The sequence below is a fragment of the Dactylosporangium sp. NPDC000244 genome, from assembly GCF_040300725.1.
Lineage (GTDB): Bacteria > Actinomycetota > Actinomycetes > Mycobacteriales > Micromonosporaceae > Dactylosporangium.
In genome coordinates this window covers 167102-189131 of the sequence record NZ_JBEPEH010000021.1, presented here as the reverse complement: position 1 = coordinate 189131, position 22030 = coordinate 167102, and the positions used below count along the sequence as shown (strand labels likewise).

Annotated in this window: 20 protein-coding genes; 12 read left to right on the top strand and 8 right to left on the bottom strand. The window is 72.5% G+C overall.

From position 1 onward, the window contains the following. Positions 1–74: 74 nt before the first annotated feature. Entirely contained in the window at positions 75–2099 is a 2025-nt protein-coding gene (locus ABT369_RS29210) for a YVTN family beta-propeller repeat protein (protein ID WP_350616705.1), read from the top strand. A 7-nt stretch (positions 2100–2106) separates the two neighbouring features. On the opposite strand, the gene ABT369_RS29205 is transcribed toward ABT369_RS29210, so the two are convergent. Then, positions 2107–4161, bottom strand: coding sequence for a phosphocholine-specific phospholipase C (locus tag ABT369_RS29205; protein WP_350616703.1), 2055 nt, complete (start codon positions 4159–4161; stop codon positions 2107–2109). A 123-nt stretch (positions 4162–4284) separates the two neighbouring features. Further along, positions 4285–4653, bottom strand: a complete 369-nt coding sequence (locus ABT369_RS29200; protein ID WP_350616701.1) for an Mth938-like domain-containing protein — start codon at positions 4651–4653, stop codon at positions 4285–4287. Positions 4654–4735: 82 nt separating this feature from the next. Here ABT369_RS29200 and ABT369_RS29195 point away from each other — a divergent pair, with 82 nt between their 5' ends. Continuing rightward, positions 4736–5617, top strand: coding sequence for a TIGR03560 family F420-dependent LLM class oxidoreductase (locus ABT369_RS29195; protein WP_350616700.1), 882 nt, complete (start codon positions 4736–4738; stop codon positions 5615–5617). Positions 5618–5662: 45 nt separating this feature from the next. Here ABT369_RS29195 and ABT369_RS29190 read toward each other — a convergent pair whose 3' ends face one another. Next, on the bottom strand, positions 5663–6517 hold the full coding sequence (locus tag ABT369_RS29190) for an SAM-dependent methyltransferase (RefSeq protein ID WP_350616699.1): 855 nt from the start codon (positions 6515–6517) through the stop codon (positions 5663–5665). A 64-nt stretch (positions 6518–6581) separates the two neighbouring features. Between ABT369_RS29190 and ABT369_RS29185 the strand changes: the two genes are divergently transcribed. From ABT369_RS29185 to ABT369_RS29170, 4 genes are all read left to right on the top strand, one after another. Then, on the top strand, positions 6582–7640 hold the full coding sequence (locus ABT369_RS29185; RefSeq protein WP_350616698.1) for a LacI family DNA-binding transcriptional regulator: 1059 nt from the start codon (positions 6582–6584) through the stop codon (positions 7638–7640). A gap of 112 nt (positions 7641–7752) precedes the next feature. Next, the gene (locus tag ABT369_RS29180; RefSeq protein ID WP_502891837.1) at positions 7753–9945 is read left to right on the top strand and encodes a pectate lyase-like domain-containing protein; all 2193 of its coding nucleotides are present in this window, start codon (positions 7753–7755) and stop codon (positions 9943–9945) included. Positions 9946–9959: 14 nt separating this feature from the next. Beyond that, positions 9960–12149: a carbohydrate-binding protein gene (locus ABT369_RS29175; RefSeq protein WP_350616696.1), complete on the top strand. Its 2190-nt coding sequence runs from the start codon at positions 9960–9962 to the stop codon at positions 12147–12149. A gap of 77 nt (positions 12150–12226) precedes the next feature. Beyond that, a complete protein-coding gene (locus ABT369_RS29170) occupies positions 12227–13036 on the top strand; it encodes a hypothetical protein (protein WP_350616694.1) in 810 nt (269 codons plus the stop codon). Here the strand turns inward: ABT369_RS29170 and ABT369_RS29165 are convergent. Further along, entirely contained in the window at positions 13017–14255 is a 1239-nt protein-coding gene (locus tag ABT369_RS29165) for a glycosyltransferase (RefSeq protein WP_350616692.1), read from the bottom strand. The genes ABT369_RS29170 and ABT369_RS29165 overlap by 20 nt on opposite strands. Positions 14256–14269: 14 nt before the next feature. Then, positions 14270–14770: a flavin reductase family protein gene (locus ABT369_RS29160; RefSeq protein WP_350616691.1), complete on the bottom strand. Its 501-nt coding sequence runs from the start codon at positions 14768–14770 to the stop codon at positions 14270–14272. A gap of 141 nt (positions 14771–14911) precedes the next feature. On the opposite strand from ABT369_RS29160, the gene ABT369_RS29155 reads away from it, so the two are divergent. After that, positions 14912–15892, top strand: a complete 981-nt coding sequence (locus ABT369_RS29155) for a hypothetical protein (protein WP_350616690.1) — start codon at positions 14912–14914, stop codon at positions 15890–15892. Here the strand turns inward: ABT369_RS29155 and ABT369_RS29150 are convergent. Next, entirely contained in the window at positions 15873–16736 is an 864-nt protein-coding gene (locus tag ABT369_RS29150; RefSeq protein WP_350616688.1) for an MBL fold metallo-hydrolase, read from the bottom strand. The genes ABT369_RS29155 and ABT369_RS29150 overlap by 20 nt on opposite strands. Before the next feature lie 76 nt (positions 16737–16812). On the opposite strand from ABT369_RS29150, the gene ABT369_RS29145 reads away from it, so the two are divergent. After that, on the top strand, positions 16813–17313 hold the full coding sequence (locus tag ABT369_RS29145) for a winged helix-turn-helix transcriptional regulator (RefSeq protein ID WP_350616686.1): 501 nt from the start codon (positions 16813–16815) through the stop codon (positions 17311–17313). On the opposite strand, the gene ABT369_RS29140 is transcribed toward ABT369_RS29145, so the two are convergent. Next, complete coding sequence (locus ABT369_RS29140) at positions 17300–17689, bottom strand: hypothetical protein (RefSeq protein ID WP_350616683.1); 390 nt, start codon at positions 17687–17689, stop codon at positions 17300–17302. The two genes, ABT369_RS29145 and ABT369_RS29140, sit on opposite strands and share 14 nt — an antisense overlap. 52 nt (positions 17690–17741) lie before the next feature. Between ABT369_RS29140 and ABT369_RS29135 the strand changes: the two genes are divergently transcribed. The 4 genes from ABT369_RS29135 (at position 17742) to ABT369_RS29120 (ending at position 21315) form a co-directional block, all read left to right on the top strand. Next, positions 17742–18533 (top strand): SDR family oxidoreductase, encoded by a 792-nt coding sequence (locus ABT369_RS29135; protein WP_350616682.1) that lies wholly within the window; start codon positions 17742–17744, stop codon positions 18531–18533. 64 nt (positions 18534–18597) lie between these two features. After that, a complete protein-coding gene (locus ABT369_RS29130) occupies positions 18598–19314 on the top strand; it encodes a hypothetical protein (RefSeq protein ID WP_350616681.1) in 717 nt (238 codons plus the stop codon). A gap of 54 nt (positions 19315–19368) precedes the next feature. Continuing rightward, positions 19369–20079 carry a DUF1775 domain-containing protein gene (locus tag ABT369_RS29125; protein WP_350616679.1) on the top strand — a complete coding sequence of 237 codons (711 nt, stop codon included), beginning with the start codon at positions 19369–19371 and terminating at the stop codon, positions 20077–20079. 165 nt (positions 20080–20244) lie between these two features. Further along, positions 20245–21315 carry a Pecanex-like protein 1 gene (locus ABT369_RS29120; RefSeq protein WP_350616677.1) on the top strand — a complete coding sequence of 357 codons (1071 nt, stop codon included), beginning with the start codon at positions 20245–20247 and terminating at the stop codon, positions 21313–21315. Between the two features lie 275 nt (positions 21316–21590). On the opposite strand, the gene ABT369_RS29115 is transcribed toward ABT369_RS29120, so the two are convergent. After that, positions 21591–21968: an STAS domain-containing protein gene (locus ABT369_RS29115; RefSeq protein ID WP_350616675.1), complete on the bottom strand. Its 378-nt coding sequence runs from the start codon at positions 21966–21968 to the stop codon at positions 21591–21593. Positions 21969–22030: the final 62 nt, after the last annotated feature.

The following is a 22030-nucleotide window of genomic DNA, read 5'->3' as shown; positions in this document are numbered from 1 at the left end:
GGCGGGGAACCCGGCGTTCGGCCATACTGCACCCCGTGCGAACGCGAATCTTGAGCAGTTCGATAGCGATAGCGATGACGGTGGCGGCGGCATCGGTCGCGGTGACGGGCGCGAGCCCGGCCGCGGCCGCCGCGGCCCCCCGGATGATCATTTATGTGGCGGGCACCGCGCCCGGCAGCACGACCGTGCTCGACCAGGCCACCGGCCGGGACGTCAACACCATCGCGGCCGGCGGCGGGTCCGGGGAGATCGCGCTGGTGCCGCAGTGGAGCCGTGGCTACATCGCCGACTCCGGCGGCAACAAGGTGACCGTGTTCGGCACCGCCGACAGCTCGCCCTCGGGGACCATCGCGGTCGGCGCGCAGCCGCACGGCGTGGCCGTCGCGCCCGGCATCCGCCGCGTCTACGTCGCCGAGTTCGGGGCCGACACGGTGTCCGTGATCGACGCCCAGCTCAACAGGGTCGCCGCGACCGTCACCGTCGGGGCCGCGCCGCAGGGCGTCGCGGTCGCGCCGGACGAGCGGCACCTGTACGTCACCACCGCCGACGCCGTGGTCGTGGTCGACACCGCCACGAACGCGGTCACCGGGCGCATCCCCGTCGCGCGGCCCTACAGCATCGCGGTCACGCCGGACGGGTCCCGGGCGTACGTGACCGGCTGGACGTCCGGCACCGTGTCGGTCATCGACACGGCCGCCAACACCGTCACCGCCACGGTCGCGGTCGGCACCAAACCCTACGACGTGGCCCTCACGCCCGACGGCCGGCGCGCCTACGTCACGAACTGGGGCACGAGCTCGGTGTCGGTGCTCGACACCGCCGCGAACACGGTCTCGGCCACGATCACCGGGATCGCGCACCCCTACGGCGTCGACGTCACGCCCGACGGGGCGAAGGCGTACGTCACCGCCGGCGACACCACCGGCACCGTGACCGCGATCGACACCGCCACCGGCACCGCGTCGACGGCGGCGACCCTCGGCCGCGGCGTGCTCGGCATCGCGACCGGCCTCGTCGAGCCGGCGCTGCCCCGGCCCCTGCTGGACGTCTCCCGCGGCGACCCGGCCGGGTTCGGCGGGCAGGTCCGGGTCCAGGGCACCGGGTACATGACCCTCGCCCGCATCGCCTCGTACTCCTTCGACTTCGGCGACGGCACCGTCGTCACCGGGCCGGACCAGGTGGTCTTCCACACCTACGCGCACGGCGGCGACTACACCATCACCGTCGTGGCCACCGACGTCCTCGGGCACACCGGCACCGCCTCCCAGCCGATCCAGGTGACGCCCTTCGTCAAGTCGATGGGCCTGATGGCGCGCAGCAACCTGCGGTACGTGAGCGCGGAGGGGGCCGGCGCGTCGCCCGCGGTCGCCAACCGCACGGAGATCGGGGCGTGGGAGGGCTTCGAACTCATCGACGCCGGCCGGGGCGACGTCGCCCTGCGAGCCAAGGTCAACGGGCTGCTGCTCGGGGTGAACCCGACCGTCGGCAACCGGCTCATCGCCTTCGGCCGCGCCGAGGCGGGGATCGGCGCCGCGTTCCGGTTCCAGCTCGTGACCGGGGCCGACGGCACGCTCAGCCTGCTGTCGAGGCTGAACGGCAAGTACGTCACCAGCAACGCCGGCACCGCCCCGCTCGCCGCCGACCGCGCCGAGATCGGCCCGTGGGAGCAGTTCTGGTTCACCTACAACGTGGACGCCGCGGCGCTCAACCAGTCCCTCTGGCTGCAGGCCCAGGTGAACCAGCGGTACGTCACGGCCGACGCGGGCGGCGCCCAGCCGCTGATCGCCAACCGCCTGCAGATCGGCCCGTGGGAGAGGTTCGACCTGATCGACGCCGGCGACGGCTGGGTCGCGCTGTACTCGCGGGCCAACGGGCGCTTCGTCACCGCCGAGAACGGCGGCAACGCGGCCCTGATCGCCAACCGCACCACCATCGGCGCCTGGGAGAAGTTCAAGCCGGTGCGGACGGCGAGCGGCAAGTGGGCGCTGCTGGCCGGCGCCAACGGCAAGTACGTCACCGCGGAGAACGGTGGCAACTCGCCGTTGATCGCCAACCGCACGCAGGCCGGGGCGTGGGAGGAGTTCGCCGGCCTCGTCTAGGGCTCGCCTAGACCAGGCCGCCCATCAGAGGGTCGCTGATCGAGGGCGCGCCGTCCTCGACGTGGCCCGCATACTCCACCGCGAACCCGGGGTCACCCGGGATCGTGATCGTGATGCCGTACCAGCCGTGGCTGCGGGCGAGGCGGAAGTCGACCGAACGGGTCTCGCCCGCCCGCAGCGCCACGCGGGCGTGGCGGCCGGTGTAGTGGTCCGCCGTCTCGACCTCGGCACGGTAGGAGCTCCGGTTCGCCAGCTCCAGCACCACGCCGTGCTCGTCGTAGCGGACGCGCGCCGTCACGCCCGGGTGACGCGGCCCGGCGGCGAAGCGGCGGAAGAAGCCGTTCGGCCCGTGGACCGACAGGTCGTAGCCCCGGTCCGCGGGCCACACGTCGGTCACCTGCTTGGCCGGCTCCACGGTGTACGTCCGCGGCGCGATCGACGGATCGGTCGAGCGGACCTGGTAGACGCCCGTCGCGGTGCCCGCGTTGCGGAAGTCCACGGCGAAGGCTCCGGCGGACGGGCGGCCGTCGGCGTGCAGCGCGTACGGCAGCGCGCGGGCGGGCCGCACCCCGCGCTCCTGGGCCGGCAGCCGGCCGCCGACCGGCGGGACCGGCACCTCGTCGGGCCGGCGGGTCAGGTCCGCCGGCTTCAGGTCGCCGGTGCCGGGCAGGTCCACGCGGCGCGACGCGTTCGGGGTCTTGAAGTCGAACGCGGAGGTCAGGTCGCCGGTGACGGCCCGGCGCCACGGGGTGATGTTCGACTCGACGAGGTCGGGCCGCCCGTGGCCGAAGCGGCGCTCCAGGAACCGGATGAGCGACGTGTGGTCGAACAGCTCCGAGTTGACCCAGCCGCCCCGCGTCCACGGCGACACGATGATCATCGGTACCCGCACGCCCAGCCCGTACGGGCCCGCCGGGTGGTCGGCCGAGCCGGGGTAGATCTCGTTCGTCACCGGGACCGTGGACAGGCCCTCGGCCCGGGTCGCGGGCGGGGTCGGCGGGACGAGGTGGTCGAAGAAGCCGCCCTCCTCGTCGTACGTGATGAACAGGGCCATCTTCGACCACACCTCGGGGTGCGCGGCCAGGATGTCGATGACCTGGGAGACGTACCAGGTGCCGTAGTCCGGCTCCCAGTTCGGGTGCTCGGTGTACGCCTCCGGCGCCACGATCCAGGAGACCTGCGGCAGCCTCCCGGCGGCGACGTCGGCGCGGAAGTCGGCCAGCAGCGCGTCGGGGCTGCGGCCCTGCTTGTTGATCTCGGTACCGGTCTTGGCCTTCGCCAGCGGGCTGCCCGGGGCGGCGTTCTGGTACTGGTGGAAGTACAGCAGCGAGTTGTCCCCGTAGTTGCCGATGAACGGGTCGCTCGTCCAGCCCCAGAAGCCCTCGGCGGTCAGGCCCAGCCCGACGTCCTGGTACACCTTCCAGGAGACCCCGGCCCGCTCGAGCCGCTCGGGGTAGGTCGACCAGTCGTAGCCGGCCTCGGCGTTGGTGATCACCGGGCCGCCGGCCTTCCCGTCGTTGCCGACCCATCCCGTCCACATGTGGTACCGGTTGGGGTCGGTCGGCCCGAGCAGCGAGCAGTGGTAGTTGTCGCACACCGTGAACGCGTCGGCGAGCGCGTACTGGTAGGGCAGGTCCTTGCGGGTGTGATGGGTCATCGTGGTGACGCCCTTGTTCGGCACCCAGCCGTCGTACTTCCCCCGGTTCCAGGCACCGTGGGTGTCGTTCCACCCGTGCGGCGGGTCGGGCAGGAACGTCTTGCCCATGTCGCGCACCTCGGGCCGGAACGGCAGCACCTCGCCGGCCCCGTCCGGCTGGTGGAACACGCTGCGCCCGTCGGGGTGCCGCGCCGGGTGCGGGTCGGCGAACCCGCGCACGCCCCGCATGGTGCCGAGGTAGTGGTCGAACGAGCGGTTCTCCTGCATCAGGAAAATGACATGCTCAACGTCCTCGATGGACCCGTGGCGGTCGTGGGCCGGGATGCGCAGTGCCTGCTCGAACGGCAACGGCACCGCGGCGGCCGCCGCCATCTGCAGAAATGTACGACGATCGACGTTTGCCATGGTTCCGGACGCTAGGCCCGGAGCCCGACATCGAGGCGTCCGGCGACTGCGCGCCCGATTGCCGGTCGGTGAACGCGGGCCCCGCCCTGCACGCGCTCCCGCCGGCGCTCGGCGGCTGGGCCGTCAGCAGGTCGAGTGGAACAGGCCGGCCACCGCGGCGGTGTCCACGAGCTCGTTGTAGAGCGCGACGGCCTCCGAGGTCTCCGCGACGTGCACCTCGACGCCGTGCTCCTCCAGCAGCGCCAGGGTCGCCGGGGCGACGCCGAGGCGTTCCTCCATGCCGCGCGACAGCACGATCACCGTCGCGCCGGCCTCGAGGAGCTCCTCGACGTCCGCCGGCTGGGTGCCGGGGGAGTGGCGGGTGCCGGTCTCGTCCCAGTCCCACGCGCGGGCGCCGCCGGGCCAGAGCTTGGCGTCCTTGAACTCGCCGTGGCCGTCCACGGTGATCGAGCCCCACGAGATGGAGAGGATCCGGGGCGAGCGCGTCGTCATCGGGTTTGCTCCGGCCGGAGGAGGGAACCATGCCCGGCCCACGCTACAGCGACCGCCGAGTGAAAGGTTGTATAGAGGAACCATGCGACTTTCGATCTGGCCGGGAGCGGGACAGCGGTACGACGACATCCTCGACATGGCGAGGCACGCCGAGGCGACCGGGTGGGACGGCGTGTATGTGGCCGACCACTTCATGCCCAACGCCGGGCCGGGGCGTGACCCGGACGGGCCGACGCTCGAATGCGGGACGCTCGCGGCCGCGCTGGGGGCCGCGGTGCCGCGGGTGCGGATCGGGACGCTGGTGTACGGCAACACGTACCGCCACCCCGCCGTCCTCGCCAACATGGCCGTGACCGCCGACCACGTGACCGGCGGCCGGTTCACCCTCGGCGTGGGGGCCGGGTGGCAGGTCAACGAGCACGAGCAGTACGGCATCGAGCTGCCGCCGGTGAAGCAGCGCCTGGACCGGTTCGTCGAGGCGCTCGAGGTGCTGCACGGGCTGCTGCGCCGGCCGAGCACGACGTTCGCGGGCGAGTATTACCAGCTCACCAACGCCGTGTGCAATCCCAAGCCGGTGCAGGACCCGCTGCCGATCCTCGTCGGCGGGGGCGGGGAGCGGCGGATGCTGGGGATCGTCGCGCGCTACGCCGACATCTGGAACACCTGGGGCCGGCCCGACGTGATCGCGCACAAGTCCGCGGTGCTCGACGAGTTCTGCGCGAAGCAGGGCCGCGACCCGCGCGCGATCGCCCGCACGGCCCAGGCGCTCGTGGTCGCCGACGGGCCGCTGCCGGAGGTGCACTTCCCGGTCATCGGCGGCTCCCCGGGCGCGCTGGCCGACGCGCTCGCCGAATACCGCGCCGGCGGCCTCGACGAGTTCATCGTGCCCGACGGCCTGTTGGGCCGGGGCGCGGAGCGGCTCAAGGCGATGGACACGATCCTGGCCGTAGGCCGCGCGGCGTGAGCCGTAGGCCTCGCGGCGTGAGGCGTCGGCCGTGCCGTATGAGCGTCAGCCGCGGGGCGTGAAGGTCAGCACGCGGTAGTTGAGCAGGCCGTTGAGCAGGCACCACTGCAGCGCGTCGCCGCCGGAGAGCATCTTCCAGTATTCGCCCGACAGCCGCAGCGGGCGACCGGCGGCGACGAGCGCGGCGATGAACCGGTCGCGCGGGCGGCGCAGCTCCAGGTAGGGCGTGAGGTCCACGTCGCCGGTCAGCTCCAGGCCGTGCCCGGCGGCCGCGGCGCGGACCTGCTCGACGGTCAGCAGCGAGCCGACCCGCCAGCCGTCGCGGAACTCGGCCAGCCGCCTCGCCTCGCGGGGCGGGGCCGCGGGCGCGGCGGGCGACAGGAAGTCGTCGCACACGAGCAGCCGCCCGCCCGGCCGCAGCACCCGGGCGGCCTCGCGGAAGTAGCCGGCCGCGTCGGGGCTGTGCAGGAACGCCTCGATCGAGAACACGACGTCCGCGGTGGCGTGCAGATCATCCGGTACGTCCAGATAGTTCCCCTCGCGGCACCGCACCCGGCCGGCGAGCCCCGCCCCGGCCAGCAGCCGCGTCGCCCCCTCGGCCTGCTTCGGGCTGATCGTGAGCCCCTCGCCCCGGATCGGCGCGCGGCCGGCCAGGTACATCAGGCTCGCCCCCAGCCCGCAGCCGAGGTCCACGACCGCCGGCTCGGCGACGCCCTCGGGCAGCGCGGCCAGGATGAGCTCGTCGACGTGGTGGAACGACTCGGCCCGGCCGGTCACCCCCGGCGCCCACACCGCGCGGTGGATCGACGCGCCGCCCTGTCCGAGCCGGTCGAACGCGGCCGTGTTCTGGTCGTAGTAGCGCCGGACGGCCTCGGCGTGTGCGGCGGTCGAAGTGGTCACACCCTTATGTACTGCCACAAGGGCGGATCGGTTCAACGGACTCGCGCGGGTACGCTGATCGGCGATGAAACAGGGCGCTGAAACAGAGCAGGAACAACCGTCGCGGGTCACCATCCGGGACGTGGCCGCGCAGACCGGTCTGTCCATCGCGACCATCTCGCGGGTCCTCAACGGCCGGGCCAACGTCGCCCCCGACACCCGCGACCGGGTCCTGCAGGCGATGGGCGGGCTCGGCAGGCGCGCGCCCCGCCGCCGCGGCGCCGGGGTGCCCAAGGCCGACAACGGCGTCTACGTGCGCTGCCCCTACCTGCTCACCGACTACTTCGGGCTGATCGTCTCGGCCATCACCGAGGCACTCGACGTGCACGGCATGCACGCCGTCGTCGACGCCGGGGAGTCGGCCTGGCGGCGCACCGACGTGCTGCCCACGCTCACCGGCTGGCCGCAGGTCACCGGGGCGATCCTGATCCTGCCGCCGGAGCCGGAGGGCGACCTCGAGCGGCTGCGCGACCAGGGCTTCCCGTTCGTCGTGGTCGACCCGCGCACCGCCCCGCCGCGCGACGTCGCCGCGGTGTCCGCGGCCAACTTCGCCGGCGCCCGGCGGCTCATGTCGCACCTGGTCGAGCTCGGCCACCGCCGCGTCGGGATCCTCGGCGGGCCGCTCACCTGGATGGCGATGAGCGACCGGCTGGCCGGCTACCACGCCCCGCTCGTCGCCGTCGGCGCGTATCCGGAGGCCGACCTGCTGCGCACCTCGACCGACCCGACCGTGGAGGCCGGCCGCGCGCTCGCCGGCGACCTGCTCGACCGGCCCGACCGGCCGACGGCCCTGGTCGCGTTCAACGACAAGATGGCCGTGGGCGCGCTGCAGGCCGCGGCCGAGCGGGGCCTGCGGGTGCCGGAGGAGCTCTCGATCGCCGGCTTCGACGACATCGACGTCAGCCGCGCGACCCACCCGATGCTCACGACCGTGCGCCAGCCCCTCGGCGAGATGGGCCGCATGGCGGTGTCGCTGCTCAGCCGCATGCTGACCGGCCACGAGCTGGACGCCCTGCACGTCGAGCTGGCCACCGAACTGGTCATCCGCGGCTCCACGGGCCCGGCGCTGACGCGTGTTTCATAAACACTTACGCCGCGACACGAAAAAAGTTACAGCGATTCATTGACATGCCTCGGCCGGGGCGTGTTTCCTGGCGTTACCCCCACCCTCCGCCAGGGACAAGGAAGCCCCCGCCATGCACGCACCAAGACGAGTGCGGCGCTCGATGCTGCTCGCGGCCGCGATCACCACCGCGACCGTGGCCACCGTCGGCGCCATCGCCATGACCACCGCCTCCGCCGCCAGCACCGGCCAGATCACCAGCTCCGCCAACGGCAAGTGCCTCGACGTCACCAACGGCTCCACCGCCGACGGCAACCAGCCGCAGATGTGGACGTGCTACGCCGGCAGCGCGAACCAGACCTGGACGCTCGCCGACAACGGCTCGGTCCAGGGCCTCGGCAAGTGCCTCGACGTCGTCAACGGCGCCACCAACGACGGCGCCGTCGTGCACCTGTGGACCTGCTACGACTCGGTCGCCAGCCAGAAGTGGTCGCTCAACGCCGCCCACGACCTGATCAACACCAAGTCCGGCAAGTGCCTGGACATCAAGGACAACAACCTCGCCGACGGGGCCAAGCTGCAGATCTGGACCTGCGGCGGCGGCGCCAACCAGAAGTGGAACTTCACCGGAGGGACGAGCCAGCCGACCGCGACCGCCACCGGCGTGCCCAACAACCCGAACAACCCCGACCTCGGCCCGAACGTCACGGTCTTCGACCCGTCGATGTCCCAGGCCACCATCCAGAACAAGCTCAACTCCGTGTTCAACGGCCAGGTGAGCAACCAGTTCGGCAGCCAGCGCTACGCGCTGCTGTTCAAGCCGGGCACGTACAACGTCGATGCCAACGTCGGGTTCTACACCCAGGTCGCCGGGCTCGGCCTCACCCCGGACGCCGTGGTCATCAACGGCGCCGTGCACGCCGAGGCCGACTGGTGGCCGGACGGCTCGCAGAACGCGACCCAGAACTTCTGGCGCTCGGCCGAGAACCTCTCCGTCACCCCGAACGGCGGCCTGGACCGCTGGGCGGTGTCGCAGGCGGCCCCGTACCGCCGCATGCACGTCCGCGGCAACCTCGCCCTGTCCGACGGCGGCTGGTCCTCCGGCGGCTTCATCGCCGACTCCAAGATCGACGGGCAGATCCAGTCCGGCACCCAGCAGCAGTGGCTGACCCGCAACTCGGCGATGGGCAGCTGGAACGGCTCCAACTGGAACCAGGTCTTCGTCGGGGCCACCGGCGCGCCCGGCAACAGCTTCCCGAACCCGCCCTACACCACCGTGGGCACCACCCCGGTCGTGCGCGAGAAGCCGTTCCTGTACGTCGACAGCGCCGGCGCCTACCAGGTGTTCGTCCCCGCGCTGCGCACCAACTCCTCCGGCGTCAGCTGGGCGAACGGCAACCCGGCCGGGACCAGCCTGCCGATCAGCCAGTTCCAGGTCATCAAGCCCGGCGACACCGCCGCGACCATGAACGCCGCCCTCGCCGCGGGCAAGAACCTGCTCGTCACCCCGGGCGTGTACCACCTCAACCAGACCCTGAACGTGACCCGCGCCGACACCGTGATCCTCGGCCTCGGCCTGGCCACCCTCGTGCCCGACGGCGGGATCACCGCGCTGACGACCGCCGACGTCGACGGCATCAAGCTCGCCGGCCTGCTCTTCGACGCCGGCACCACCAACTCGCCCGTGCTCGCCGAGATCGGCCCGTCCGGCTCGACCGCGAGCCACGCGGCCAACCCGACGAGCCTGTCCGACGTGTTCTTCCGCATCGGCGGCGCCGGCGTCGGCAAGGCGACCGTGAGCCTGCGGATCAACAGCAACGACGTGATCGGCGACCACTCGTGGATCTGGCGCGCCGACCACGGCTCCGGCGTCGGCTGGACCACGAACACCGCCCAGAACGGGCTGATCGTCAACGGCAACAACGTGACGTTCTACGGCCTCTTCGTCGAGCACTACCAGCAGTACCAGACCATCTGGAACGGCAACAACGGCCGCACGTACTTCTACCAGAACGAGATGCCGTACGACCCGCCGAACCAGGCCGCCTTCATGAACGGCAGCACCCAGGGCTGGGCCGCCTACAAGGTCGCCGACTCGGTCACCAACCACGAGGCGTGGGGCCTGGGCAGCTACTGCTACTTCAACGTCAACCCCGGCGTCGTCGCCGCGCACGCGTTCGAGGTGCCGGTCAAGGCGGGCGTCAAGTTCCACGACATGGTGACCGTCTCGCTGGGCGGCACCGGCACCATCTCGCACGTCATCAACAACACCGGTGCCGCGGTGAACTCGGGCCACCAGGTCGAGTACCTGGTCTCGGGGCCGTGACCGGAAAGGACATCATGCGACGCATCATGACCGTCACCTCGACGGCGTTGCTCGCCCTGACCGTCGGGGCCGCGCCCGCAACCGCGGCCCCGGCGCATCGGGCCGAGACCGTCACGGGAACGTACTCGGCCGGGGCCGGGCAGGCGTGGAAACCGCTGCCGGCGGTCAAGGTGGGCGACAACGCGTCCGTCGCCGCCGACGCGACCGTGGTGGTCGACCCGAGCCAGGTCCGGCAGCGGTACAGCGGCATCGGCTTCTCCCTGGACGAGACCAGCGTCTCGAACCTGTGGAAGCTCACCCCGCAGCAGCGCGAGGACGCCGTGCGGCTGCTCGCCGACCCGCGCACCGGGGCCGGGCTCAGCCGCTTCCGGCTCACCATCGGCAGCCCCGACCTCATCGAGCACCTGCCGTTCTGGTCCGAGGACGACCTGCCCGCCGGGGTCACGGACGACTTCGGGCTCAGGTACTTCTCCATCCAGCGCGACATCGACCTGCACATCGTCGACACCATCAAGCTGATCCAGAAGTACAACCCCCGGGCCACGTTCTTCGCCTCGGCCTGGAGCGCGCCCGCGTGGATGAAGACCAACAACAGGTTCCTCGGCGAGGTCGCGCTGAGGCCGGGCAGCACCACCGACTACTACCAGGTCGGCAAGCTGCGCGACGACTGCATCGACGTCTTCGCCCGCTACTACGCCAAGTACGTGGAGGCCTACGCGCGCAAGGGCATCCGCGTCGACGCGCTCACGCTGCTCAACGAGCCCGGGATGGACGTGGTGTACCCGGCCATGGACATCAGCGTCGAGCAGCAGCAGAAGCTCGCGGTCGCCATGCGCAGGTACCTTCCGCGGGACGTCGACGTGTACGTCCACGACTTCAACTTCTGGGACTGGAAGGACCCCGGCAGCACCGAGACCAAGAACTACTACCGCATCCTGAACGACCCGGCCGCGCGCAAGGCCGCGGACGCGATCGCCTTCCACCCGTACTGGGGCGACCCCACGGTGATGCGGGACGCCTACGAGCAGACCGGCAAGCCGGTGCACATGACCGAGACCAGCGACCTCTCGCCGGCCACGATCCTGAGCTACTTCCGGCTCGACGCGAGCTCCTACGTGATGTGGGCGCAGGCGACCGACCAGGACGGCGGCACCCTGCACTGGACGCCGCTGCGCGACAACAACGTCGACTGGGACCAGATCGCGGCCACCACCAAGTGGCCCGACCGCCTGGTGAAGGTCGACACCGCGTCCCGCACGTTCACGGTCCGCGACGAGCTCTACGCCATGGGGCAGTTCGCGAAGTACCTCACCCCGCGGCACACCCGCGTCGAGTCCAGCGCCACGGCGAACGGGATCGGCAACGTGGTGTACCGCGACGGCGACGACTTCGTGGCGGTCGTCGGCAACGCGAACACCACGGCGCGCAAGGTCCGCGTCGTGCTCGCCGGCCGGCAGTTCGTCGAGACCGTGCCCGCGGGCGCGTACGCGACGTTCCGCTGGCGCGCCGAGGTGCCCTCTGCGCGCGGCAACCACGCGCCGGTGCTCTCCGCGGTGCCGGACGTGCTCGCGGACCAGTACACGACGACCACCTTCCGGCTGCGGGCCACCGATCGCGACCGGGACGCGCTCGCGTTCTACGCGGTCGACCTGCCCGACGGCGTGACCGTGGACGCCGCGACCGGCACCGTGAGCCTGCACCCGACGACGGCGGGCACCCTGAACCTGACGTTCCGGGCGACCGACGGCGCCGCGAGCTCCCAGGTGTCCGTGCACGTGACGGTCAACCCGCACGGGGCGCCGATCGGGGAGAAGGTCGAGGCGGAGGCGTACGTCGCCGAGCACGGCTGGACCGACGGCGGCGCGAACTTCGTGGAGAACAACCCCTCCGCGAGCGGCGGGAAGAACGTGGGGTGGACGGCGGCCGGCAATTGGCTGCAGTACCGCCTGGCGGTGGCCCAGCCCGGGACGTACGACCTGGAACTGCGCGTGGCGAACGGCTCCGGCGCGGCGGCGACGGACGCGATCACCTTCCGCGACGCCAACGACCAGGTCCTGTCGACGGTCTCGGTGCCGGACACGGGCGGGTGGGCGAACTATCAGTCCGTCCACACGACGGTCACCCTCCCGGCGGGCGACCAGCTCGTCACCGTGCACTGCGAGACGGGCGGCTTCAACCTGGACTACTTCCGGCTGACCACCTGACGCGCACGCCCCCCGCGTCCGGCGCTAGAGTCGGCATCGGACGCGGGGGGTCGTGTCCCGCGGAAGGATCCACCCGGATGGCCGCCGTAGTTCAGGCTGACCTCGTCACCGTCCCCGCTCGCCTGCGCCCTGTCCTCGCGGCGATCGTCGTGGCGTTCACCCTCGCGGCGCTCGGCGCCGGGTTCGGGGCCGTGCTCGGCTGGGTCGGCGCGCCCGACCTGCCCGATGACGACGCGGCCGTGGCGATGGTGGCGCCGGCGGTACCGGTCGACGCCGACGGAACCGCGGCCTCCGTGACGGTCGCCGGGCGGATGCCGGAGCTGTTCGGCTACGAGCACCCCGGCGGGCCGTGGACGTGGCTCGTGGGCGACACCGGATACATCGGCGGGGCCGTCTGGCTCACCACGCCCGGCGGGGACGACCCCGGCACCCTCGTGCGCACGATCGGCGACGCGCTCGCGTCCGGCGGGTGGAAGGTCACCGGGGACGTCGTCGCGCGCAAGGGGGCGTGGACGCTCGAGGTGTACCCGTGGACCGACGGCTCGGTCGTGCTCGAGCTCGGGCGGACCCGGCCCGGCCGCGTCGGGCCGCTGGCGCTGGCCGGGTATCTCGCCGGGCTGGCCGTCGGGTGGGCCGGCGGGCGGCGGTTCGCGGGCGGGCCCACGCCGGCCCGGGTCGCGGGGTGGGCGGGCGTCGCGCTGCTGCTGCCCGGGACCGCGCTCACCACCGTCGCGCTCATCCCGCCCCAGCCCGACGCGATCTGGGGCGCGTACCTCCTCGTCGTCATCCGGCTGCTGTCCACCGCGGGCCTCGCACTGCTCGCCGGGGCCGTCGCGCTCGCGGCGACGACCCGGGTCCGGCGGAAGGTCAGGCGGTGGCGGCGGTGATGCGTTCGAGCGCGCGCAGCACGGCTCCGGCACCGTCCTCTTCGGACAGCCGGGCGGCCAGGGCCTCCGCTCGCCGGCGGTACACCGGGTCGGTCACGGCGGCCGTCAGGGCCTCGGCCAGGCGGCCGGCGGTCAGGCGGCGGATCGGGATCGGGCCCGGGGTCACGCCCAGCAGCCGGAGCCGTTGCGCCCAGAACGGCTGGTCGACCATCACCGGGACCGGCACGTGCGGCACGCCCGCGCGCAGGCCCGCGGCGGTGGTGCCCGCGCCCGCGTGGTGGACGACGGCCGCCACGCGCGGGAACAGCCACTCGTGCGGCACCTCGCCGACGGCCAGGACGTCGTCGGCGTCGACGGTCAGGCCCGACCAGCCGGCGCTCACGACCGCGCGGACGCCCGCCTTTCGCACCGCCGCCGCGACCGCGGACGAGAGCCGGTCGCGGTCGGGGACGGGCATGCTGCCGAAGCCGATGTACACCGGTGGCGGGCCCGCGGCCAGGAAGTCCTCGAGCTCGGGGGCGGGCGCGAAGTCGGGCTCGGGAGCCGGCCACCAGTAGCCGACCGGGCGGTACCAGGCTGGCCAGTCCTTCGGGGTGGGCACGACGATGGGGCTGTAGCCGTACAGGATGGGCCAGTGCTTCGCCTCCTGGGAGCGCAGCCAGGCCGAGGGGGTCGTCTCGGGCAGGCCGAGTTCCCGGCGCAGCTCGGCGACCACGCTGCGGAACGGGCGCTGGCCCGCGGTGAGCAGCAGCGTGGCGAGGCGGTGGTTGGCCCAGCCGCCCAGGTCGCGCTTGGTGAGGGCCGGGGGCGGGAACTCGCGCGTCGGGGTGAGCGGCTGCAGGTACACCCCGATGCTGGGAATGCCCAGACCCTCCGCGATCACGACGCCGAACCAGCTCGTCGGCGTCACCAGCAGCGCGTCGGCCTCGCGGGCGGCGGCCAGCATCGCCGTGGCCAGCGGGCGGGCGTGCTCGGCGACGACCTGGTTCACGGCCATCGTCATGCGCACCAGGCCGCGGTCGGCGAAGCGGGTGCGCAGCTGCTCCTGGGCGTCCATCGGCAGCAGGTGGAAGCGCAGGCCGTGCCCGCGCACGAGCGGCTCGAAGGCGGCGTGGGTGGCGATGGTGACCTCGTGACCGGCCTGCTGGAGCCTGACGCCGAGGCCGGTGTAGGGGGCCACGTCCCCCCGGCTGCCGATCGCCATGATTGCGACTCGCACCCGGCCATCATCGCCTACTGGGGCTGTGGTCCCCCTGAGTGGTGGAACACGTGGAACATGCGCCCGTGGTAGATGAGGCGGGCGTCCTCGGCGCCCGTGAGCACGCTCGTGACCTCCGCGACCACGACCGTCGACGCGCCGACGGCCACCCGGTGCAGGGGCACGCACCGCATCACGGCCTGCGCGTCGCGCAGCGCCGGCTCGCCCGTCGGCAGCGTCATCCAGCCCTGGCCGGGCGTGAAGCGGGGGCCGCCGGAGCGGGCGAAGTCGTGCGCGAGGTCGGCGTGCCCGGCCCCGAGGAGGTTCACGACGAGGCTGGGGGCGTTGACGATGACGAGCGCGGACGGCGAGTCCATGACCGAGAACGACAGCGCGGGCGGGGCGAGGGAGACCGAGGCGACGCTGGACGCGGTCAGCCCGGCCGGCCCGTCGGGGCCGGCGACGGAGATGATCGCGACCCCGGTCGGGTAGCCCCGGAACGCGGCCTTGAACCCGGCCACCACGTCACTGTTCACTGTTCCCACCGTAAAACCTCAACCTCAGTTGAGGTCAAGAGCGCGGGCCGCCGATCTATCGAGCAGCGCTCCGGCGTTCGGGTCGCCGGGTCTGGCGCAAGGCCGGGACCATTCCGGCAGCGGCATCGATAGCGTTCGGGCGTGTCGGATCCTCAGGACCCCGCGGCCGGTCAGCCGTCCAGCGATCGGGACCGGCTCGATCTGCTCGCCGGCGGCGTCGTGGCCGGCGTCGTCGCCGTCGCCGTGGTGCTGGCGCTCGTCGTCGCCCCGGCGTTGCGCACCACGGGGGAGCCGGCCGTCGCGCCGTCGCGGCCGCCGCCGGTCGCGGACTCGGCCACCTCCGGCGGGGAGCCGGCCGGGACGCAGCTCGCGTCGTACCCGGTGACCGTGAACGGCGGCTCGGTGCCGCTGGACGACGCCGCCCCGGACCATGCGCAGTTCGTCCAGCCGTGCTCGTCCGGCGACATCTGCCTCGACCCGGACTCGTCGTCCTTCGTCCCGGTGGGCCCGCAGGTGCGGCAGTACGTCCTGGCGGATCACGCGCCGCCGACGTACCTGGGGTGCAAGGCGGCGACCGTGCTCGCCGCGCGTGTGCCGATCGCCGTGGGGCAGACCTTCTGCGTGCTCAAGCCCGGCCGGGCGGTCGGGGTGGCGATCACGTCCTCGCCGCGCGTCGCCGGCAGTGCGGTCGCGTTCACCGCGACGGTGTGGGCCGACCCGCCCGGCTCCCCGGTGGTGGCCGCGCCGCCGCCGAGCGGCCCGCCGGCCGGGGCGCAGGTCGGGGCGTACCCGGTGACGATGACCACGGGCTCGGTGCTGCTCGGCGACGGCGGCATCCAGATCGACAAGGACTGCGAGTCCGGGGACCTGTGCGTGGACGGCGACTTCGGATCGCTGGACCCGGTGGGCGTGGCGGTGCGGGCGTACACGCCGGCGGGCGGCGCGGCGCCGACGTACCAGGGCTGCAAGGCGGCGACGCTTGCCACCGTCCGCATTCCGATCCAGGCCGGGCAGACGTTCTGCGCGCTGCGCCCCGGCCGGGTGATCGGTGGCACCGTGACCGCCGCGCCACCCGCCGCGGGCGGGCCGATCATGTTCACGGTCACGATCTGGGCCGACTAGCCCACGACTGGCCCTGCGCCTGCTCGCGTTCGTATCGCTCGGCGAGGCGCTGCACCTGGCCGTTGTGCACGTCGCTCACCCATTCCCAGCCGGGCTTGGCCGACGGGCCGACCCGCGGGTCGCCGGGGTCGCGGCCCTCGCGCAGGGCGCGCACGTACGCCCGGTCCCGCTCGATCCGGGTGCGCAGCTCGTCGGCCCCGCCGGCCGACCCGTGCCCGGGGACGAAGACGTCGACGTCGCCGGCCACGCTTTCCAGCAGCCCCAGCGCGGCGAGGTACTCCTCGATCGGGTCGGCGGTGCCGTGCACGTCGAGCATCGGCACCAGGACGTCGGAGAGCATGTCGCCGGCGACGAGCACCCCGCGCTCCTCGATGCACAGCGCCGCATGGCCCTGGGCGTGCGCCTGATGCTCGATGATCCGGGCGTGCGGGCCGTCCCAGGGAATCCGCGCCGTCTCGGCGGGCAGGGCGGTGATCTCGCCGAGCAGGTCCAGCGGGATCTGCTCGGCGATGCCCGTCGGCTCCAGGTGCTCGGCGATGCGGGCCTTCGCCTCCGGGTCGGACAGCTCCTCCCGGATGACGGCCGCGCAGCGGGCCGTGCCGTAGCGCGGGGCCGTGCCGAACCGGGCGTGCCAGAGCAGGTGATCCCAGTCCGGGTGCGTCGAGAAGCCGGCCGCGACGGTCCGGCCCGACCGGGACAGGTCGTCCGCGAGGCAGGCCATCTCGTGGTCCTGCACCCCGGGGTCGATGAGCAGCACGCCGTCGTGTCCGTGCACGACCACGGCGTTGCTCTGGCAGAACTCGCTCTCGTGGACCAGCACACCGTCCGCGATCTGTCTCAGCACGGGCTCACCTCGTCCCTCTAGTGGTTGCGATCTGCAACCACTATATTGGGGGCGAAGTACCTGTCAAGGAGGAGTCGTGGAACCACGGTCCGGGTGTCCGATCAACGCCGCCGTCGAGGTGCTCGGGGATCGCTGGGCGCTGCTCGTGCTGCGCGACGTCATCTTCGGCGACCGTCGCTACTTCCGGGCGCTGCTCACCGGGTCGATCGAGGGCATCGCCTCGAACATCCTGGCCGACCGCCTCGTGCGGCTCGTCGAGGCGGGCATCCTCACCCGCGGCACGGCGGCGCGGGGGCAGCGGGCCCGCTACAGCCTCACCGAGGCGGGCATCCAGACGCTGCCGGTCATCTACGCCCTGGGCAACTGGGGCCTCGACTGGCGCGCGGGCAGCGACGAGCTGCGCACCCGCCAGCAGCTCATGCGCGACGAGGGCCCGGCGTTCGTCGAGGAGCTCATGGACGAGCTGCGGGAGCGCCACCTGGGCGCCCCGCCGAAGCCGCGCCCCGGCCCGGGGCCGCTCGAGCGCCTCGACGCCGCCTACGCCGCCGCGCGGGAAGGCCGGTCTAGTCCGGCGTGAACAGCCCCTGGAGCCCGGCGACGATGGCGACGATGCCGAAGACGGCCAGCAGCAGCGCCCGGCCCGTCGGCCCGTCGGGGGTGGGGGCAGGCTCCGGCGCGCGGCGGCCCGTGATGCGGTCCCACAGCAGCGCTAGCCCGACCCCGATGCCGACGATCTCGAAGTGGAACACGCGCGGTCCGGCGAGCAGGTGCATGAGCAGGTAGGCCGCGCCCAGGGCGAGCGCGACGATCCCCACGATCCAGCCCTGCGGCGCCGCGCGGTCCGCGAACCGCCCGAGCTCGTCGCCGACGCGGGGGAGGCGGCGGATGAGTCCGATGGCGAGCAGAAAGCCCCCGGCGATGTTGGCCAGGTCGAGCAGCAGCGCCAGAATCACCCTGCGCATGCTAGCCGCACGCGCCCGCACCCGGCGACGGTATGGTGCTTCGATGGATCGCATCGCGCTCGTCACCGGGGCGTCGTCCGGGATCGGGAAGGCGACCGCGGCGGCGCTGGCCGCGCGGGGATATCGGGTGCTCGGCACCAGCCGCGAGCCCGGCGGGTTGCGCGCGGACGGCATCGAGTTCCTGGCGCTCGATCTCGAGGACGACGCGTCCATCGAGGCGCTCGCGGTGGCCGCCGGTCCGGTGGACGTGCTCGTCAACAACGCGGGGGAGAGCCAGTCCGGGCCGTTCGAGGATCTGCCCATGGACGCGCTGCGGCGGCTGTTCCAGGTCAACGTGCTCGGCCCGGTCCGGCTCGCGCAGCTGCTCCTGCCGGGGATGCGGGAGCGCCGGTACGGTCGCGTGGTGATGGTCGGCTCGATGCTGGCGTCGTTCCCGCTGGCGTACCGATCGTCGTATGTCGCCTCGAAGGCGGCGCTCAAGGGCTTCAGCGACGGGGCGCGGCACGAGTACTCGCCGTTCGGCGTGTGGCTCACGACCGTCGAGCCGGGGGCGATCAGCACCGGGATCAGCCAGCGGCGCACCAAGTACGTCGCCGAGGCCTCGCCGCACCGCGCGGAGTTCGAGCGGATGCTGGCCGCGCTGGACCGCAACGAGCAGGCCGGGATCGCGGCCGGGCCGGTGGCGGCGACGATCGTGAAGGCGATCGAGGCGGCGCGGCCGAAGGCGCACTACGCGGTCGGCAGCAACGCGCCGCTGGTGTTCCCGCTGCGCCGGCTGCTGCCGCCGGGGCTGGTCGAGAAGGTCACGCACCGCCGCCACGACCTGCGGCGCTGATCCGTACGGCCGGGGTGGGTCCAGGCCTACTCCGGTCCGTCCACGGTCTGTCAGGATGGGCGGCGTGTCGATGGCCAGGAAAGCGCTGTGCATGGTGACGGCCGGTAGTTTCGCGGCGACGATGGCGCTCGCGGGGTGCACGAGCGACGGGCCCGACCCGCGGGGCGCCACCTATACGACCGCGATGCTGCAGGCCGGCGTGCTCGAGCCCGGCGACATCGGGCCGACGTGGAAGCGGCCGGCCGAGTCGGCGCCGCCCACGACGAGCATCACGCCGCTGTGTGCCGGAGTCGCGAAGCGGCCGCCGGTGCCCGGCTCGCCCACCGGCTCGATCGCCGCGTCGATGGCCGACGAGGGCGACAAGGGCGCGCAGGCGTTCGACCAGCTCGGGCTGGTGTACAAGGACGCGGCCGCGATGGAGGCGGCGTTCGCGTCGCTGCAGGACACGATGGACGCCTGCCCGCCCAGCGCCTCGCGCAGCGCCGGGCCGCGCGACAGCACCAGCGAGGCCGGATACAGCGAGACGAGCACGATCGAGCCGCTGGTCTCCGGCAACTGGAAGGGGTTCGTGACCGTGCGGCACAAGGCGTACGAGGCCGCCTATCCGGGATCGGCCGACGTCGCGGTGGCGGTCGTCGGGCAGGGCAATGCCATCGTCGTCGCGAGCTACGCGGTGTATTGGGTGGGGGAGCACGCCACCGGGTCCGAGTTCACCACCGACTGGCGGCGGATGGTGGGCACCGTCCTGAGCCGCGTCGATGCCAAGAAGCCGGCAAACTGAAAATTTCTTGGGAACGGTTTGAACCCTCCGGGCCCTGGCTACGAACAACCCGGTGTGGAGCACAAGCAACGGTGGGCCGTCCGCGCCGTCATCGCCGGAGCCGGTGTCCTGGCCCTCGCCGGGATCGCGGCCCCGGCCGCGGCCGACGTGGTCGTCACGCCGACCGAGGCGGTGCAGGGCGACGGCGCCGACCTGACACTGCGGATCACGAACGAGAGCCGGACGGCCTCGGTGACGGCGATCGACGTGCGGCTGCCGGCGGACAACCCGATCGCCGAGGTGTACCCGCTGTCGGTCGACGACTGGGCCCCCGCCATGACGAACGTGAAGGTCGACAAGCCCCTCGCGTCGCTGCACGGCTACCAGATCACCGAGGTCACCACCGCGATCAAGTGGATCGCGATGCCCGACAAGGCGCTCCCGCCCGGGAAGACGACCGAGTTGTACCTCTCGATCGGCCCGCTGCCGGCCGTCGACAAACTTGCGTTCGGGGTCGTGCTCATCAACTCCGACGGCACCCAGACGAACCTCACGGTCCCGGCGCTGACGCTGAAGCCCGGCGAGGGTAATGCGCACACGGCCGCGCACGGCGAGGCCGAGCCGCAGCCGCAATCGGAAACCGGCGGCCCGTCATATCTGATGTGGAGCCTGGTCGCGCTGCTCGGAATCGGCGTGATCTGCATCGTCAGCGTGGTCCTGCAAAATCGCCGGAAACCCGTTCCAGGGGCAAAAGAATTGCCTGAGGAAATGGTTACCGTGAGCTGATCTGTCGCATCGAGATAGGTAAGGAGATGCGCTCCTGCCTGCCCAGATGCGGCAACCTGTGGAACTTCTTTAGATCGACTTAGTTTATTCTTCAATGGTTGACGGCGGTCAATCACGAAATCTACGTTGGCTCACGCCGGACAAAGATTTGAGAGAGGTTCCGTCATGCAGCGCAGGAGCTTTTACGGCGACGAGCCGGAGCGCCCGGCCGAGGACGAGCAACGGGCCCCGAACGCCCGCGGCAAGCGAGCGGTCACCGTCATCGCCGCGGTGGTCGCGTTCGTGGCGGGCCTCACGGTCACCCAGATCTCCGAGGCGGCCACCCGCCGGCCGAACCAGAACAACAACGGGTCCAAGGCGTGCCCGACCGCCACCGCCAAGGGCCCCGCGACCGGCGCCGCCGGCGGCACCTCGAAGGCCGCCCCGAAGCCGTCCGCGAGCTCCGCGGCCGCCGCCGACGAGGGCGCCGACCCGTCCGCGGGCAGCGTCCCCAAGCCCGACCAGACCGCCGGCGACGTGAGCGGCGGCAACCAGAACGGCCACCAGGTCACCAACCACATCGGCGACGGCCAGGTGAACGGCCGGCCGCAGTGGCGCCGCGTCAACCCGAACTGCCCGACCCCGCCGCCCACCCAGGGCAGCGGCGGCTCGACCGGCGCTCCCTCCGCCGGCAGCAGCACCGGCACCACGCTGGAGACGCTGGGCAACGACTGCAGCCAGAGCCGCCTCGCGGCGCACACCGGCTTCCAGGACGCCCCGCGCTGCGTGAGCACCGCGTTCGGCGAGGTCAGCAGCCAGGACAAGAACCCGACGCTGCTCATCACCCGCGCACCCCAGAGGGTCCGGGTCGGCCAGGCGTTCACGATCCAGATCAGCACCCGCAACCTGGTCCGCGACCGCTTCCTCGGCGCGGCGGCGGGCGGCTACTACCTCGAGAGCGCGTTCCTCACGCCGGACGGCCTGACCCGCGGCCACTTCCACACCGCGTGCCGCATGCTGGCCAACACGCGCAGCGCCCCGGACCCGACCGTCGCGCCGGCGTTCTTCGTCGCGACGGAGGACCGCGGCGGCGGCGCCCAGCCCGACGTCGTGACCATCAACATCACGGGCATGCCGACGACCGGCACCGCCCAGTGCGCCTCCTGGGCCGGCGACGGCTCGCACCGCATCCCGATGATGCAGAAGGCGAACGAGATCCCGAGCTTCGACTCGGTGCGGATCACGGTCACCAACTAGCACCACGCAGGCACAGCGGCGGACGGCAGGGAACGCTGCCGTCCGCCGCTGCATGCGGTGTGCTCGGCGATCCGCCACTGCCGCAGCGCTCGCGCACCGGTGGGCCTCGTCGAAGCTGCTCGCGGCGGCGGGCTCTGCTGGGGGAGGTGCGCGCGGCGATCAGCGAGCGGGCCGGTCGGCAGTGGTGCGTGACGAGGCGGGTGCGTGAGCCGCATCAGGAAACGCGGTCGGCAGGGCGCCGGTCACGCCGGGAGCTGTCAATCGAGCGACACGCGTCAGGCGGCGGTCGATCCGTCGCTTTCCGCCTCGTGCTCGTCGCCGAATGTGAGGACCTGCGACAGGCCCGTCATCTCGAACTGCTCGGCGATCACGACCGGTGTGCGGCGAACCACGTAGTGCACCCCGGCCGCGCGGGCCCGCTGCCATCCGCTCACGATGACGCCCAGTCCGCTGCTGTCCAGGAAACGCAGCCCCGCCAGGTCGAGCGTGACCGCCGCCGGATCGCGCCCCAGTGCGTCGAGCAGGGCCGCGCGCAGGTCGCCGGCGGTGTCGTAGTCGAGCTCGCCCTCGACGGTGACCAGCACGGACTCGCCGGTCGAGCCGGTCACCGTGATCTCCAGCGTCGCGGTGTCGCGCTCGTCGCTGATCGTCATCGCGAGGGCCTCCTGTGCACCGAAAGGGTCGCCGCCGTGCCAGCCTAAGGCCAGGAGCGTAG